Here is a 15,263-nt window from a genome sequence, read left to right as displayed (position 1 = left end):
CGATCGGGGGAAGCCCTAAGCGCTGGCGAGGAGCGGACCTGCTGAAATGGGAAGAGGAGGTTAATATTATGCCAGCCGGCACGCAATCACCTTCTCCAGGTGCCTGACCCAGACATCTAACCAGATGTGTTGATCATCAAGGTAGTCATGAAGGTTATAACGTGCCATGACTCCTCCCATCTGATGCCCGAGCAGTTTCTCAATCACATGTGGCGGCGCGCCGAGTTCAGAAAGGCGCGTTGCTACAGTTCTCCGCAGGTCATGTAGCGACCATTCCTTCATCCCAGTCTTCATGATTATTTGCTGTGAGAAGAAAGCAATATTTGGCTGGGCCGGTGGATTATCATCTTCGGGTGATTTGTAACGGGACCGAGTAATTACATGCTTCGTTATGGACTGCTTTTGGTGTTGCTGGAGCATTAGTACTGCCGGCTTTGGAAGCGCCCTTCTTACAGTTTTACCGGTTTTATATTCACTTGATGGGACGGTCCATGTGCTTTCCTTAAAGTTGAACCAATCCCATTTCGCCACCCTGATCTCATTACTACGGCAACCAGTCATCATCAGGAACCGCATGATGATTTGCTGGCGAACCGGCATTTCATTCAGCGTGTTCCAGACAAGCCGGATTTCATCATCAGAAAGGACCCTGTCTTTCATTGCTGCAGCTATTGCTACATCCGATCGCCGCAGGTCAACCAGCGGGTTGACGTCTATCACGCCCCTGTTGTGACAGAAGCGAAATGCCCTTTGCATCAGGCTGAGAATCTGGCCGGTAACGACCCTCCTCCCCATGCCATCGAACAGGCTGAGCCAGTGGCTTTTCGTCGTGTGATTCACGATCATCTGACCTAATACCGGCTTAACATGGTTCTGGAAGTTCTGTCGGTTTTTATGGATCTTAATCAGGCCCTCTGGTTTGCAGTAATGCTCCTCCCAGTAATCAAAAGCCTCTTCTACAGTCATGGCCTCGACTTTTTTTAACCGGTCCAGAGCTACCTGCCGGCGAGGATCTAGCCCCTCAGTAATCCACAACCTAAATTGCTGCCGCCGGTCCCTTGCCTGCGACAGTGATATCGACGGATAATCCCCTATAGTTAGCTGGATGGGCTTACCCTCCCAGCGATACCGGTAAAAAAATGTCACGCCCCCTGAGATGGTCAGTCTGACATTGAGACCGTGTGAGTCAGAAATGATCTCTATTTTGTCGCGGCGCTTTCCCAGCGCTTTCCTGAGTTTGGTATCTGTAAGCAATGTGTACATCCCCCTTGGCGTATACGCAAGAGTGTACACAAAGTGCATAAATTAAAGCTAACCAGATTAAATCATAGTAAAGCATCATAAAGCACAAATACGAGATAACCACCTGATATGAATTGTTTTTTTAAATCGAAGTTGCACAAAGTAAACCACATTAAAGCGGATACATATGCCCTCCGATAATATCTACGCCGAGAAACGCCTGCCGAGCGCCTTTCGTCAGAGCTGGCACCATTTTTATGGCGATACCCCGGCGATGGTCGGTCTGTACGGCTTCGGCGCGTTGCTGCTGCTGTGCATTTTTGGCGGGCTGATGGCGCCTTACGGCATTGATCAGCAGTTCCTCGGCTATCAGCTACTGCCGCCGTCGTGGTCTCGCTATGGCGATGTTTCTTTCTTCCTCGGCACCGACGATTTGGGCCGCGATGTGCTGAGCCGCCTGTTGAGCGGTGCTGGCCCGACGGTCGGTTCGGCGATCCTGGTGACGCTGTTTGCCACATTCTGGGCGCTGGTACTGGGTATTCTGGCCGGCATGACCCACGGCGTGCGATCGGCGGTGATGAACCACGTGCTGGATACGCTGCTCTCGATTCCGTCACTGCTGCTGGCAATCATCGTGGTGGCGTTTCTCGGGCCACGGCTGGAACACGCGCTGCTGGCGGTCTGGCTGGCACTGATGCCGCGACTGGTGCGCGAAATTTACAGCGCGGTGCATGATGAGCTGGAAAAAGAGTATGTAGTCGCGGCGCGGCTGGACGGTGCCAGCAGCCGCAATATCCTGCGCTACGCCATCCTGCCCAACGTTCTGCCATTATTAATCAGTGAGATTACCCGCGCTCTGTCAATGGCGATTCTGGACATTGCCGCGCTGGGCTTTCTCGACCTGGGCGCACAGCTGCCCTCGCCGGAATGGGGTGCAATGCTGGGTGATTCGCTTGAACTGATCTATGTCGCGCCGTGGACGGTAATGCTGCCTGGCGTGGCGCTGATGGTCAGCGTATTAATTGTTAACCTGCTCGGTGACGGCCTCCGTCGCGCCGTCGAAGCGGGAGTGGAATAGATGCCGTTACTTGATATTCGTAATCTCACCATTGAATTTATGACTGCCGACGGGCCGGTCAAAGCGGTCGATCGCGTTAATCTGACCCTGAGCGAAGGTGAAGTTCGCGGCCTGGTGGGTGAGTCAGGTTCAGGCAAAAGCCTGGTGGCAAAAGCGATTTGCGGCGTGACCAAAGATAACTGGCGCGTGACCGCCGACCGGATGGTTTTTGATGATGTCGATCTGCTGCGCCTGTCACCACGCGAGCGCCGCCGCATTATCGGCCATAACGTCTCGATGATTTTTCAGGAGCCGCAGTCCTGTCTCGATCCGTCAGAAAGTATTGGCCGTCAGCTGATGCAGGCGATCCCGCGCTGGACCTATAAAGGCCCGTGGCTGAAGCGCTTCTGGTTCTGGCGCAAAACCCGTGCCATTGAACTGCTGCATCGCGTCGGCATCAAAGATCACAAAGATATCATGCGCAGCTTTCCTTATGAGCTGACTGAAGGTGAATGCCAGAAAGTGATGATCGCCATCGCGCTGGCGAATCAGCCGCGCCTGCTGATTGCCGATGAGCCGACCAACGCCATGGAACCTACCACTCAGGCGCAGATTTTCCGTCTGCTGAGTCGTCTCAACCAGAATAACAACACCACGATTCTGCTGATCAGTCACGACCTGCGTACCATGAGCCAATGGGCCAATCGGATTAACGTGATGTACTGCGGACAGACGGTAGAGACCGCCCAGAGTGACGATCTGATGAGCACGCCGCATCACCCTTATACTCAGGCGCTGATCCGCGCCATGCCCGATTTTGGCCGCGCTCTGCCGCATAAAAGCCGGCTGAACACGCTGTCAGGCGCGATCCCGTCGCTGGAGAGTTTGCCGATCGGCTGCCGGCTGGGACCACGCTGTCCCTATGCGCAGCGCAAATGCGTCGAAACGCCACGGCTGGCGGGCGGCAAGTCGCACCTGTATGCCTGCCATTTCCCGCTGAACATGGAGAGCCAGTAAGATGGAAACCCTGCTGGAAGTGCGCAACCTGAGTAAAACCTTCCGCTATCGCACCGGACTGTTTCGTCGTCAGCACGTTGAAGCGGTAAAATCGGTCAGCTTTACCCTGCGCGAACGGCAAACGCTGGCGATTATTGGCGAAAACGGCTCCGGCAAGTCAACGCTGGCAAAAATGCTCAGCGGCATGGTCGCGCCGACCGAAGGTGAGATCCTGATTGACGATCATCCGCTTAGCTTTGGCGATTACGGCTATCGCAGTCAGCGCATCCGGATGATTTTTCAGGACCCTTCGACCTCGCTTAATCCGCGTCAGCGGGTCAGTCAGATCCTCGATTTTCCGCTGCGGCTCAATACCGATCTGACGGCAGAGGCGCGCGAAAAACGCATTATCGCCACGCTGCGTCAGGTCGGGCTGTTACGCGATCACGCTGGCTATTATCCGCATATGCTGGCCCCCGGTCAGAAACAGCGCCTTGGTCTGGCGCGTGCGCTGATCCTGCAACCGAAAGTGATTGTGGCAGATGAGGCGCTGGCCTCGCTCGACATGACCATGCGCTCCCAGCTGGTTAATCTGATGCTCGAGCTGCAGGAGAAACACGGCATCGCCTACATTTATGTTACCCAGCATCTTGGCATGATGAAGCACATCAGCGATCAGGTGCTGGTGATGCATCAGGGTGAAGTGGTGGAGCGTGGCGGCACCGCCGATGTGCTGGCCTCCCCGCTGCATGATCTGACCCGACGGCTGATCAGCAGCCACTTTGGTGAGGCGTTAACCGCCGAAGCCTGGCGGCGTGAGCACTGATTATTGCTGCATATCCCGGAAATTGCGGGCTGATTTACCTGATCTCTGACAGACGTGCTAGAATCCGCACGTCGATTAACGTCGGCCGCCTACTTTTTAAACAATGCGGCCGCCAACTACAATGACCATAAGGATTACAGCTATGGGTTTTCTTTCCGGTAAGCGCATTCTGATTACTGGCGTTGCCAGTAAACTTTCCATCGCCTACGGTATTGCACAGGCGATGCACAAACAGGGCGCAGAACTGGCTTTCACCTACCAGAACGACAAATTAAAAGGTCGTGTGGAAGAGTTTGCTAAAGATTTGGGTTCAGAGATCGTTCTGCCATGTGACGTGGCCGAAGATGAGAGCATCAAATCCCTGTTCACTGAACTGGCAAAAACCTGGCCGAAATTTGACGGTTTCGTTCACTCCATCGGTTTCGCCCCTGGCGACCAGCTGGATGGTGATTACGTGAATGCCGTAACCCGCGAAGGCTTCAAAATCGCGCATGACATCAGTGCCTACAGCTTCGTTGCGATGGCCAAAGAGTGCCGTGCGATGCTGAATCCACACTCTGCGCTGCTGACCCTCTCTTACCTGGGTGCTGAGCGCGCGATCCCGAACTATAACGTGATGGGTCTGGCGAAAGCATCGCTGGAAGCTAACGTGCGTTATATGGCCAATGCGATGGGTCCGGAAGGCGTCCGTGTGAACGCCGTTTCTGCCGGTCCAATCCGTACGCTGGCGGCATCAGGCATTAAAGACTTCCGTAAGATGCTGGCACACTGCGAAGCGGTTACCCCGATTCGTCGTACCGTGACCATTGAAGATGTCGGCAACTCAGCCGCCTTCCTTTGCTCCGATCTGGCGGGCGGCATCACCGGTGAAATCGTTCACGTTGATGGCGGCTTCAGCATCGCCGCAATGAATGAACTGGAACTGAAATAAGTTCTCAAGGGCGAGTCTGACTCGCCCTCTTCTTTACTGCCTCTCGCCCCTTCCTGCCTGATTTTCCTGTCGTTATACCGTAACGCTATTAATTATCACCGATCATTCTTTTGCCCAGGCCTGGCCTTCGGCGACGATACGTCTGCCCTTCGGTTTATGCATTTTTTCAGATTCTGCCGCCTGCATGCCGAACCAGAATTTTGCAAAAGGATTGATCATGGAACAACGCCGCTATCCGGGCCATAACCACTGGTTTTACGAGAGCCAGACCAGTCCACGTACTTCGCAGGCCGCTCCGCTGGTCCCTGAAGCCGCCGATATCGACGACCGTTTTCTGCTGGGATGTGTCAGCGATCAGCTGACGCTGCCGTCACTGTTACGTGCTAATCAGCCCGCCTTGCTGGCGGCGCGCGATCTGGCGCAGCTGCTGTTCCCTGACCGCGTCGTGACGTCGCTGACCCACACGCTGACCCTTTACGATCGCCTGAGTACCGCCCTGACCGTCGCGCAAGTGGCAGGCGTTCAGCGCCTGTGTAATCACTATTCGGCGCGCCTCAATCCCCTGCCGGGGCCAGATTCGTCTCGGGAAAGTAATAACCGTCTGACTCAGATTACCCAGTATGCCCGTCAGCTGGCGATGCAGCCTGAGCTGATTACCGCCAGTGCGATTACCGCGCTTGATGCGGTGGGGCTGACCGAGCCGGACATCGTGACGCTCAATCAGCTGATCGGCTTTGTCAGCTATCAGGCGCGGGTAGTCGCCGGACTGCAGGCGCTGCAGGCCCAGCCGGTACGCTGGCTGCCCGGCACCACGCCGCCGCCGGATGCGGATGCGGCGGGCTTTGGCAAACCAACCGTCTGGCGTCCGGCGCTGAAACCGCTGGAGTTGCGCTACGCCAGTGCCGAACAGCTGGCAGCGGTGACCCGCAGTCAGGCGCTGGCCGGCATGCAGGATGCGGTGTGGTTGCTGGCGCATGATGCCCCGGTATTGTATGGCTGGGTAATGCTGCGTCAGCAGCTGTCTGCTGGTCAGCCGCTGGCCGAAGCGACCGCTGCGCGTATCCTCGGCAGTCGCTGGGCTTTCCAGCAACTGTCAGGCGTCGACGCGTTAATAGCGGGCGTGGATGAGGCGGAAGCGCCTGAGATTCAGCGGCAAATTATCGCCCTGGCTGCCCAGCTGACTCGTGCGCCGGAGCGGTTCAGCGCCGCGCATCTGCAACCGCTGGCGGAGGCTGGCTGGTCAGCCGATGCCCTGTTTGATCTGATTCAGTCGGTGGCGATCGGTAACTGGAACAGCCGTCTCTGTTATGCGTTGGGCGAGGCGCAGTAAGCGACTTAAACCGGTAACTGGCCGCGCGCTTCGTCGAAAAAGTGCTGCGCCAGAGGGGTTGCGCGTCCCGGTTCGGCGATCACCAGCGCCGCTTCGCGCGCCATCGGCGGCAGCGTAATCGGCCGCTGCTGTAATCCCTGCAGGGAAGCAGGCAGCAAATGGCCGACCGGTGAAACCAGCAATCCCAGCCCAACCTGCGCGCACTGCATCAGCTGCATCACCGAGGCACTTTCGACAATCACCCGCGGTACCAGCGACGCTTCGCGAAACGCCATGTCGAGATAGCGGCGAAAGTAACGCGTCTGTTCGGCCAGACAGAGCGGCTGCTGCGCCAGTTCACTGAGCGTGAGCGGCTCACCAGAGATCAGATCGGGAAAATGATCGGGATGGAAGATCGCCTCAACCCCACGATCGGCCAGCATTGCCGTCTGAAAATGGAGTTCGCGCAGCGTAGCCATCTCAAAAAAGCCAATGCCTACATCCACGGTGTGGCTGTTAAGCGCTTCCAGCAGCTGGTCGGCGCTCAGCACCGCGATCCGGTAATCAAGCTGCGGATAACGCGCCTGCACCGCCTTTAGCAACAGCGGCAACGCCACGCTGCACTGTGGCACCACCCCGACTCGCAGGGTGCCATTGACCCCATGTTTCAGCGACTCCACTTCCAGCTTCAATCCCTGGTAAACCGAGACGATTTCCCGCGCCCAGGCCAGTACCCGATCGCCTTCCGGCGTAAAACCGGCAAAGTTATTGCTGCGATTAATCAGCGACAGGCCCAGTTCACGCTCCAGATTTTTCAGGCGCATCGAAAGGGTCGGCTGGGTGACAAAACTGGCTTCGGCGGCCCGGCCAAAATGGCGTTCGCGTTCGAGATTACACAGGTAAATTAATTGTTTGATGTCGATATTCTTTTACCATCAATGACTTAGGTGGCTTCATTTTTCATGAATCTATTTTTATGTACTAGTTGCTGTACTAAATAAAATTTCGCTATGTTTTTATCGCCCGGACTGGGAACATCTTATGCCTAATATAGCCACGCTTCAAACAGCTGGAAACATGTCTCATCAGATAGTCGGCCGGTATGGCTCATACACAGCCAGAACTTCGGCCGTGACCTTTCCCAGCACCACTACCCCATCCAACCCCTGACCGTCGATCGTCTCGCCATCCTGAGTGATTATGCCGCTGGGGAACAATTTCCCAATCTGCGGATAATCCTCAAGTTGATATGCCACGGTGTCTCCTGGCCTCATCCGGGCAGAGCGGTCTACCAGCACGAATCCTTCCGGCGTCTCAATGCGCATCATATTGGCCGGGTTCGGCATCAGGATGCTGTTCAGGTTAAGACGCTGCTCAATGTGGTCCTGCGCGGGAGATGGAAAGCCCATGGTCAAATCCCCCCGTTCGGGTTGAACATCTGGAAGGTGCGGGCCTCGCCCTCTTCAGTGGAAATATCACGAAAATTATGGGTGTAATTCTCGATCCACTGATTAGCTTCACGCAGTGACATGTGCCAGTTGAAGCGCTCAAGCGCGGCAACGAAGTCACGCGTAGTTATGGTTCGCCGGCCGCTCTCCTCCATCTTAATGGACTGAGTGAATGCAAAAAGAATGTCGTCGGTACGCGCCATGATGAGAATCCTCCATTGATAAATACTGTATGGATAAACAGTAATGTCGATCGGTGGTTTTGATCAAGGCGGAGCGGCTCACAGATTTGTAAATGTCACTTTTATTGCAAGCACAACAAATAAATCGTGCTTGCATTTCACGCGCTAAATTGTCTAATATGCAAGCATACACAACAGCAAAGGTGCTTGCATATGTCAGATAATAAGAAAGAGCCAAAAGGAAAATCGAAGGGAGGCGTCGCTCGCGCCAAATCCTTGACTTCAAAACAACGCAGCGAACAGGCGAAAAAAGGTGCTGCTGCAAGATGGGGTTATAAGGCAACTCATAAGGGAAGTTTTGTTAAGGAATTTGGGATTGATACAGAATGTTACGTTCTCGATGATGTCGATAAAACAGTCGTAGTATCTAAGGCTGGCCTTGGAAAACTTCTTGGGCTTGGCGTTCACAGTAAGGAGGTTGATCGTCTTTTAAGCGCCCAATATATGGCCCCTTACGTTGATCCAATTTTGATGTCTAAAATGGCAAAACCCTTTATATTTCAATGGAAGCCCGATGGGGCAACTTTAGGTTTCACCGGCGCCCAAGGGTACGATATTACTGTAATTGGTGATATAGCTAACGCACTTATCCAAGCAAACATGGCTGGAGCGTTGCCAAAAACACGTATTGAAGCGGCCAAGCAGGCGCAGGCCTTAGCTAGTGCTTCAATGAAGTCGGGACTTAAAGGCTTGGCATATGCCATTGCAGGGTATCGCCCAGAAGTTCAGGAAGTAATTGACGCATTTAAGGCGTTTGTCCGAGAGGAGGCCAGGCAGTATGAAAAAGAATTTCCGGACGAACTTTATGAGGAGTGGTACCGCTTATATGGACTTAATCGACCTGAAAAAGGCAGGCCTATCCGCTTCGGTCAATTGACTAATATGCAAATTTACGTCCCTTTAGCTAAGAGCAAAGGCAAGATACTGGAACAGATACGCGCCAGTCGAGATGAGAATGGAAAGCAATCAGATAAGCTACACCTGTTTCTTTCTGAAATCGGCGTTAAGGCTTTACGTCAGCACATCGGCAAACTTCTTGGTGTAGCGGCAATGAGTGACAACAAAGAAGAGTATGAGGCCGGGATTGAAAAAGTTTTTGGCCGCATGAAGCCGGATATTTGATTCACCTACCCGGCCACCGCGCCGGGTTTTTTGTGTCACACGTTCAGCAGCACTACACCAAAAAAACTTACCGCTTACGCTTGTTGTTGAATTCATTATCAATAGACTTTCTGAAGATAGGTGGAAACGGATAGTTCTGCCAATCTGACGCAAGAAGGGAAATCCACCCCACTCCCTTCTTGTGTGCACTGTAGAGAGGCCGATAACAACAGAGCACCCATGCGCGCTCTAGCGCTTCACCTCACTTTGTACCCGCCCTGTTCATTGGGGGGCGGGTATTTTTTTGCCCGCCGTTTCTGTGATGACTAATCTCAAATTACCCACCGCGCAGCCTGCTGAGATAGGAGCGGTCCGCTCTGCTCCGTCGCCGGGTTTTTTTAGGGCTTTACCTCTCCTGACTGAGAAGCTTGTATTTGACTGGCAGCTTTCTGATGTCTGACGTTGTAAATTGATGTTGAGGGCATCTCTAACCGTACATCAACCCAGCGCCCATCTGGAATATCATACTTCTCACCGGCAACAATGCCTCCCGTCTCAAGGTCAAGTTTTGGCTTGAATACTTTAATCAGAATGCCGGTTAGCCCCTCGGTGACCTCAACGAAGCACAACCGGTTACCATTGATGTCTTTTGGAACCTCTATCTGCCACCCGTCTTTTGCAAGGCCATCGGAGCCAGAAATGCGATAATTACCTTCACCAAGTTTTTCGACTATAACTCCCTCAGCCTCTTCATTGACCGCGCCGCTGCCAGCAATATTGAAATTGTCAGTAAATTCATCACTCATAATTTCTACGCTTGCCGTCAGACGCACAATTGGTGATGCGCGCTTAATAAAACCAGATCCGTCCACCGTAGTGTTTTTCGTAGTCCAGACGCGGTAAGCTCCAAAGAATGTATTATTGATGTTTGCAGCAATTGTGAAATTACCCAATGTATCAATTTGAATATAGCTATACCAACGCCCTTCAGCCCCATTCCCGCTTACATCCTGATTTGATAGCGTAAGAACTGTTCCCCACTGGCTAGGGCTTCCCCACAAATTGTTATTATATGTGGCTACGCCTGGGTAAGCCCAATTATCTCCGGGATTTACGAAGGCAGAAGTAAAGAGTTTACGTAGCGTTGCTGAGTCTGTTGATAGTTTACCATTAACCTGCCCAGCTAAATAACCCCAACTTGGACCCGTGAAACTACTCATGCCTGGCAGGGTCACGGTAACGGACGGATCATTGCTATAAATCTTTTGCCAGTTCGCCTTATCGAGATTAAGTCCGCGAATGGCTTTGGCAACATCAGCTGCTACCTGAGCAGTAATCCCAACCAGTGCCGCATTAGGAACAGCCGTCCATGCCAGCCCTGACGTTGTCGGGCCGTTATATGCCGTAGTCAGTGTCACGCTGGTCGCTGAGTTAACTGACTGCACGCCAAGTGTGTAAGTCACGCCGCCCACAATGGCTACCAGGAAATCGTTAGCCTTCAGCTCAGAGGAAAAATTAGTGCCTGAGCCGGTAACAGCGGTTGAGTTGTTAGTTAGTGCAATAGTGCCTGCTGGCATAGATTTCTCCGGGCAATAAAAAACCCGGCGCGGTGGCCGGGTTCATTGATTTGAGTTATTTACTATTTTTCGCAGGTGCTATGGGTGAAGTTTGATTTAGAAACCCACTTCCATCCAAAAGGATTTCCCGCGTAATATTTAGTCTGGCCTGCTACTGTCTTAACACCATAGATAGGCACCGCCACATCCTGCCCGCCGATTCTGGCGGTTGCAGAGCATTTTACAGGAGGTAGCGTCTGGCATCCTGCGAGCAACATTACAACTACCACTAAGAGTTTACTTTTCATTTCATCGTCCTTGTCTGTTTCATTCCCTTATACCTGCGCCATAAAATATCATCAACTTTATTTATCAATCATTAAGATCGAAAATCCTAATATCTCTGAACATTTACAGCTACCAAGCGGTTTCGGTAGTTGGTAAGGGTGCCGGAGCCTCCGCCTCCTGTATTAAGGTTGCCAATATAGCCGCTGGTAATTTGCGTCGTGCTACCGTTGAATCTTGCACTACTTGCAAACTGTGCAACAACCGGATACACCTGGCCGCCCTGGCTTACCGTCCCGGTATAGTTTCCAGTATAGGCTGGAACTACAGCCCACTCCCCAGTTAGCATGAAGTTGGCGTTAAAGCCTGAGCCTGTATCTGATCCTTCATCGCCCAGCTTCTGAACGTCTCGAAGTACTTTCGTTTCATTTGTTAGAATGCACCTGCCCTGAGAGTCATTAATCTGAATACCCCAGGCAGGAACTGGCTGAAACTGATAGCCGAAAATATAAACGCTGACTTTTCTTGACGCGCCAGCGCAGCGTAAGCTCCAAACTCCACTAGATAACTCCAGCGCTTCACAGGTGTTTTGAGCGCTACCCTGGGCTCCATTACTGTTTACAAAAACAAACCTGATGGCTCCATCATTACTGAAGAGGTTTATTACTTCGCCGCTCCCTGACGCTTGTGGAACATTCAGCACGCGTTTTTCTAAAAGGGTAAGTGGCATTGTGTCCCCAATATAAAAAGGAACTCCTGCAGCGTCTGTCAGAATAGCTCCGTATGCCATACTACCTCACGAATACCAGAATATTTCCGGGGACATTAGGAACGGTGCCTGTAGAAAAATCCGAACTTGATACCTGAGTGACAACCATACTGGCTCCGCTTGCATATATCCTCTTTCTGCCATTGCCACTCCTATTCCCGTTGGGCTGAAATAGATAATCCAGGGAGTATCCAGAAGTCAATGAAAATACCTGGCTGTAATTACTTGTAGCGTCAATGGACATAACACCGAGCGCATTTACTTTAACGAGCCCGGTATTGTTATCGACCCCATTGGCATCCCATGTTCCAAATCCGTATGCCATTAGCTTAATTTCCCCATCCTGACGCGCAGAACACCATTACCGTCATAAACGCTGATCTGGTTATTACTCTGCACCATCCTGCCTTGCCCAGACTCGCTTCCGTTCAATTCGAAGCTCCCATCAGATCGCATTATCGTTCCCGTCTGCCCGGCTACATAGTTTGCTGAATACCAAGATCCGACTTTTTGAAGTGTTATTGATGCGTAGTTAATGAAGGCGTCCCGCATAAACACCTGTCCGTTAACGGCGGTGAATGCGAGCTGATAGGTGCCGTTGGTGGTGTTGTAGATGCCAAAGTTGTCGGCACTGAATAAAGCAAATGATTGAGTTGTGCCGCCATTCCCTTCAACACCCAACTGCATGCCAGCAACGTATTTGTTGCCGTTATTGTCTACCTGCACCTTCACGCCCCACTGGGCAGAAAGTTTGCCGCTGAGGTCAGAGTAAGCGCTGGAAACCTGTTGCACAGATGCTGTGTTCTGGTCTGACTGCGCCTGAATTTGCTCAAACTTCTGAGCGTAGGCGCTGTTATTGTCTGCAACCGTCTGGCTTACAGAGATGATATCGGCGCGGTTGCGTCCGTAAGCTTCGAATTGGTGATCGACAGATGCATCAAGGTTCAGGGCGTTCTGCAGTATCCCCTCAATGTTCGTATCAATGTTGGAAGTAAGACGGTCGAATGCTTCCGACTCTCTTATCGCCTTATCGATGTAATCAATCATACCAGGGATGTCGGAAGATGCCTGACCCGATACCTGCACGAAAGGCGACACGCCAAACGCGTTTTTGGTCCTGACGTACATGTAGTAGGTTTTATCAGCCTTCAGGCCATGCAGTGTCCACTGTGAAGCCCTGCCGAGAAACTGCGCCTCCGTCTCCACGGCACCGATTGAGCTGGCCGGCACCTCCCCTGTGTACCAAAATTCGAATGTAGTATCTGTTGTTGCGCTGACATTCATCACCGGCACGATATCGGCCGAGAAGATGCCTGGTGTCCACTGTATGAACGAAGGTGCAGAAGGTGCGCCAATCACCAGGCTGACCTGAGTTTCGGCACCCTTCATGCCGTTTTCATTACGGCCACGCACGCCCAGCGTATAGATACCGGCATCCAGTCCATAGAAGTCATAGCGAAACTGGTCTGTTTCGTACTGAGCAACCACCTTCCCGTCCGCGTTATAAACATAGAGTTCGAACACGATTTTCTTGGTCAGCGTCGCTGTCTGCCAGGTTGCTGTGACCTGAATAGTCTCGCTGTTGACGTTGATGATCCGCAGGTTTTCGATGTTCGGGACACGATATCCATTGAGGGTATCGTTAGGCGTTTCGAATACCGCGCCATCATCCACCACTGCCTGCTTGTTCGGGTCATAGAGCGTTGCTGAGATGCTGTAGACAGAGTTATTTTCGTCTTCAGAGACTCCCATAACGCGAAACAGGCGCGTTGCCACGTCACCGGTAGAGATGACGAATATCGTTCCATCTTTAACCCAGTTCGGCGCAGTGCGCAGGGTGATGATTCGACCAGAAACTGATGCGATCGGATAGCGTGTGAATTTGCCATTCGAGCCCATCAGCGACATTGTGTCGCCGCCGCTGGCCAGAGATGAAACATCGGCATCCACAGTTATCACGGCTCCGCTATGAGAAATGATGCGGCCGCCAAGTCTTGTGGCGGCATAGTCATTATCCATGACCTCAATGACATCGCCCGGGATGAAGGCGATAGCATCTCGCGCCATCTTGAAAGTGACTTTTTTGGTCTCTCTCTTGCAGGTTTCCAGCAGCCATTTCCCGGCCCGGAAAGCTTGCCCGCGGGAGGTGCAACCGAAGGCTTCCAGCGTCGTTTCGTTATAGCCGTAACGGTCAATCATCTGGTCATCAGAGACGTATTCTTTGACCTGCTCCCATCCGTTGTTTGGGTCAGTCCAGGACACTACCACGGCGTTAAAGCGCTCTGAGCGTTTCATGGAGCTGTAAGTAAACAGCCCATCCACAACGCTGGCGTTGGTTACAGCTGCCACCGGGTCCTGCGGGTTGTCCAGCATGATTGAGAAGCGCATGCCGTCCCACAGAGCAATGCCGCGGAACATGCCTGCAATCTTGTCGAGAATATCGCGGGCGCTGGATTGCTCAGTGATATAAGCGTTCAAGGTGAAGCGCGGTTCTTTGCCGCCGTAGCCATCATCGACAAGCTGATCGCAGAATTGAGACAGGATATACAAGCTGCCATCATCAACATCGATGTAGCCTGCCCGGCGCGCCAGCCCATAACGCGTATTTTTTACTAAAGCGCGAAACAGCCATGCGGGATTATTGGTCCATGCGGATTTAAACCCGCCGGTCCAGATGCCAGTGTATGTTCTGGCGATCGGGTCATAGTTATCCGGCACATCGACAATCAAACCTCGCAGATGATATGTGCGGGTAGGCGTGTCGGTGTACTGGTCCCGGTCAATCACTGCGCCGGCTACGGCCGAATATGGGTATGACAGGCTATCGTCGGTGATTTCAGTAAAGCTGTTCCAGATCGTTCCATTAGTAAGCAGGTCGCTGGAGCTGTCAGCAGTGACGCGGCGCAGACGGATATCAAATGGCTTCTGCACCGGAGCATCAATGATATGCGCCTCAAGGTACTCGCCTGATATTTTCCCGCTGATAGTCACTGTCTTCTGGATATTCCATGAGCCGGCCGAACCGTTGCGCGTCTCGATCACCATGGTCACCGAGGTTTCGTGCTGGTTGCCTTTGGTATCCTGCTCTACCAGACCGGTTACACCGATGTTCATTCGCACGCGAGTCACGTCAGTGTCAGTTACCGTACGTACCAGCGGTGTGCTCTGCGTTACGTCTGTATTGACGACCGTGGTCGCTTCAATCGCGTCAAAGCCGGTGATCGGCGCCTGATTTGCAGAACCCGGCCGCCACGCCACGCTGACTCCGTTGATTGTGACGTTGCCAGCTGCATCAGTGACGGGCGTTTTATTCACCATGAACGAGGAAAGGTGGTTCTGGTCTACCGGGCCAGCTATCGGACCCTCGCTTATCAAATCAAGGACCTTCAGGTACTGCTTACTTTTAAGGTTGTCGTCTATTAAACGAGGAGTGCTCCCACCGCCGCCGCCACCGCTCATGAATTTACTCCATAAAAAAACCACCCGAAGGTGGTCTGGTTT

General features: G+C 52.8%; 14 protein-coding genes. 6 read left to right on the top strand and 8 right to left on the bottom strand.

Annotation, left to right across the window (positions count from 1 at the left end):
• Positions 1-66: 66 nt before the first annotated feature.
• Positions 67-1,254, bottom strand: a complete 1,188-nt coding sequence (locus tag ACLIBF_RS09995; RefSeq protein WP_448310388.1) for a tyrosine-type recombinase/integrase — start codon at positions 1,252-1,254, stop codon at positions 67-69.
• Between the two features lie 175 nt (positions 1,255-1,429).
• Here ACLIBF_RS09995 and sapC point away from each other — a divergent pair, with 175 nt between their 5' ends.
• From sapC to ACLIBF_RS09970, 5 genes are all read left to right on the top strand, one after another.
• Positions 1,430-2,320, top strand: a complete 891-nt coding sequence (gene sapC / locus ACLIBF_RS09990; RefSeq protein ID WP_031377773.1) for a putrescine export ABC transporter permease SapC — start codon at positions 1,430-1,432, stop codon at positions 2,318-2,320.
• On the top strand, positions 2,321-3,316 hold the full coding sequence (sapD, locus tag ACLIBF_RS09985; protein WP_031377774.1) for a putrescine export ABC transporter ATP-binding protein SapD: 996 nt from the start codon (positions 2,321-2,323) through the stop codon (positions 3,314-3,316). It begins immediately after the preceding gene.
• Between the two features lies 1 nt (position 3,317).
• Positions 3,318-4,121 carry a putrescine export ABC transporter ATP-binding protein SapF gene (sapF, locus tag ACLIBF_RS09980; RefSeq protein WP_031377775.1) on the top strand — a complete coding sequence of 268 codons (804 nt, stop codon included), beginning with the start codon at positions 3,318-3,320 and terminating at the stop codon, positions 4,119-4,121.
• 142 nt (positions 4,122-4,263) lie between these two features.
• Entirely contained in the window at positions 4,264-5,052 is a 789-nt protein-coding gene (fabI, locus tag ACLIBF_RS09975) for an enoyl-ACP reductase FabI (RefSeq protein ID WP_031377776.1), read from the top strand.
• A 217-nt stretch (positions 5,053-5,269) separates the two neighbouring features.
• On the top strand, positions 5,270-6,382 hold the full coding sequence (locus ACLIBF_RS09970) for a CMD domain-containing protein (RefSeq protein WP_069729874.1): 1,113 nt from the start codon (positions 5,270-5,272) through the stop codon (positions 6,380-6,382).
• Between the two features lie 5 nt (positions 6,383-6,387).
• On the opposite strand, the gene ACLIBF_RS09965 is transcribed toward ACLIBF_RS09970, so the two are convergent.
• From ACLIBF_RS09965 to ACLIBF_RS09955, 3 genes are all read right to left on the bottom strand, one after another.
• Entirely contained in the window at positions 6,388-7,284 is an 897-nt protein-coding gene (locus ACLIBF_RS09965; RefSeq protein WP_046288294.1) for a LysR family transcriptional regulator, read from the bottom strand.
• Positions 7,285-7,446: 162 nt separating this feature from the next.
• The gene (locus ACLIBF_RS09960; RefSeq protein WP_448309652.1) at positions 7,447-7,770 is read right to left on the bottom strand and encodes a LexA family protein; all 324 of its coding nucleotides are present in this window, start codon (positions 7,768-7,770) and stop codon (positions 7,447-7,449) included.
• Positions 7,771-7,772: 2 nt separating this feature from the next.
• Positions 7,773-8,012, bottom strand: coding sequence for a DNA polymerase V (locus ACLIBF_RS09955; RefSeq protein WP_354474158.1), 240 nt, complete (start codon positions 8,010-8,012; stop codon positions 7,773-7,775).
• Between the two features lie 192 nt (positions 8,013-8,204).
• Between ACLIBF_RS09955 and ACLIBF_RS09950 the strand changes: the two genes are divergently transcribed.
• The gene (locus tag ACLIBF_RS09950) at positions 8,205-9,173 is read left to right on the top strand and encodes a P63C domain-containing protein (RefSeq protein WP_448309651.1); all 969 of its coding nucleotides are present in this window, start codon (positions 8,205-8,207) and stop codon (positions 9,171-9,173) included.
• Between the two features lie 377 nt (positions 9,174-9,550).
• On the opposite strand, the gene ACLIBF_RS09945 is transcribed toward ACLIBF_RS09950, so the two are convergent.
• The 4 genes from ACLIBF_RS09945 to ACLIBF_RS09930 all read right to left on the bottom strand — a co-directional run bounded on the left by ACLIBF_RS09945 (position 9,551) and on the right by ACLIBF_RS09930 (position 15,221).
• Positions 9,551-10,729 carry a phage tail fiber protein gene (locus ACLIBF_RS09945; RefSeq protein ID WP_448309650.1) on the bottom strand — a complete coding sequence of 393 codons (1,179 nt, stop codon included), beginning with the start codon at positions 10,727-10,729 and terminating at the stop codon, positions 9,551-9,553.
• A gap of 62 nt (positions 10,730-10,791) precedes the next feature.
• A complete protein-coding gene (gene cor, locus ACLIBF_RS09940) occupies positions 10,792-11,016 on the bottom strand; it encodes a phage exclusion lipoprotein Cor (RefSeq protein ID WP_448309648.1) in 225 nt (74 codons plus the stop codon).
• Positions 11,017-11,102: 86 nt separating this feature from the next.
• On the bottom strand, positions 11,103-11,783 hold the full coding sequence (locus ACLIBF_RS09935) for a hypothetical protein (protein ID WP_279856422.1): 681 nt from the start codon (positions 11,781-11,783) through the stop codon (positions 11,103-11,105).
• A 303-nt stretch (positions 11,784-12,086) separates the two neighbouring features.
• Entirely contained in the window at positions 12,087-15,221 is a 3,135-nt protein-coding gene (locus tag ACLIBF_RS09930) for a host specificity protein J (RefSeq protein WP_448309646.1), read from the bottom strand.
• Between the last annotated feature and the right edge of the window lie 42 nt (positions 15,222-15,263).

The sequence above is a fragment of the Pantoea sp. PGP6 genome (assembly GCF_053474785.1).
Note: the sequence above shows the minus strand (reverse complement) of the source record. Positions and strands in the feature narration are given on the sequence as shown.

Coding starts and splice junctions, on each gene's coding strand:
- sapC (WP_031377773.1), top strand. CDS start 1,430: ATGCCCTCCGATAATATCTACGCCGAGAAACGCCTGCCGAGCGCCTTT.
- ACLIBF_RS09960 (WP_448309652.1), bottom strand. CDS start 7,770: ATGGGCTTTCCATCTCCCGCGCAGGACCACATTGAGCAGCGTCTTAAC.
- ACLIBF_RS09930 (WP_448309646.1), bottom strand. CDS start 15,221: ATGAGCGGTGGCGGCGGCGGTGGGAGCACTCCTCGTTTAATAGACGAC.
- cor (WP_448309648.1), bottom strand. CDS start 11,016: ATGAAAAGTAAACTCTTAGTGGTAGTTGTAATGTTGCTCGCAGGATGC.
- fabI (WP_031377776.1), top strand. CDS start 4,264: ATGGGTTTTCTTTCCGGTAAGCGCATTCTGATTACTGGCGTTGCCAGT.
- ACLIBF_RS09935 (WP_279856422.1), bottom strand. CDS start 11,783: ATGGCATACGGAGCTATTCTGACAGACGCTGCAGGAGTTCCTTTTTAT.
- ACLIBF_RS09950 (WP_448309651.1), top strand. CDS start 8,205: ATGTCAGATAATAAGAAAGAGCCAAAAGGAAAATCGAAGGGAGGCGTC.
- ACLIBF_RS09955 (WP_354474158.1), bottom strand. CDS start 8,012: ATGGCGCGTACCGACGACATTCTTTTTGCATTCACTCAGTCCATTAAG.
- ACLIBF_RS09945 (WP_448309650.1), bottom strand. CDS start 10,729: ATGCCAGCAGGCACTATTGCACTAACTAACAACTCAACCGCTGTTACC.
- sapF (WP_031377775.1), top strand. CDS start 3,318: ATGGAAACCCTGCTGGAAGTGCGCAACCTGAGTAAAACCTTCCGCTAT.
- ACLIBF_RS09970 (WP_069729874.1), top strand. CDS start 5,270: ATGGAACAACGCCGCTATCCGGGCCATAACCACTGGTTTTACGAGAGC.
- sapD (WP_031377774.1), top strand. CDS start 2,321: ATGCCGTTACTTGATATTCGTAATCTCACCATTGAATTTATGACTGCC.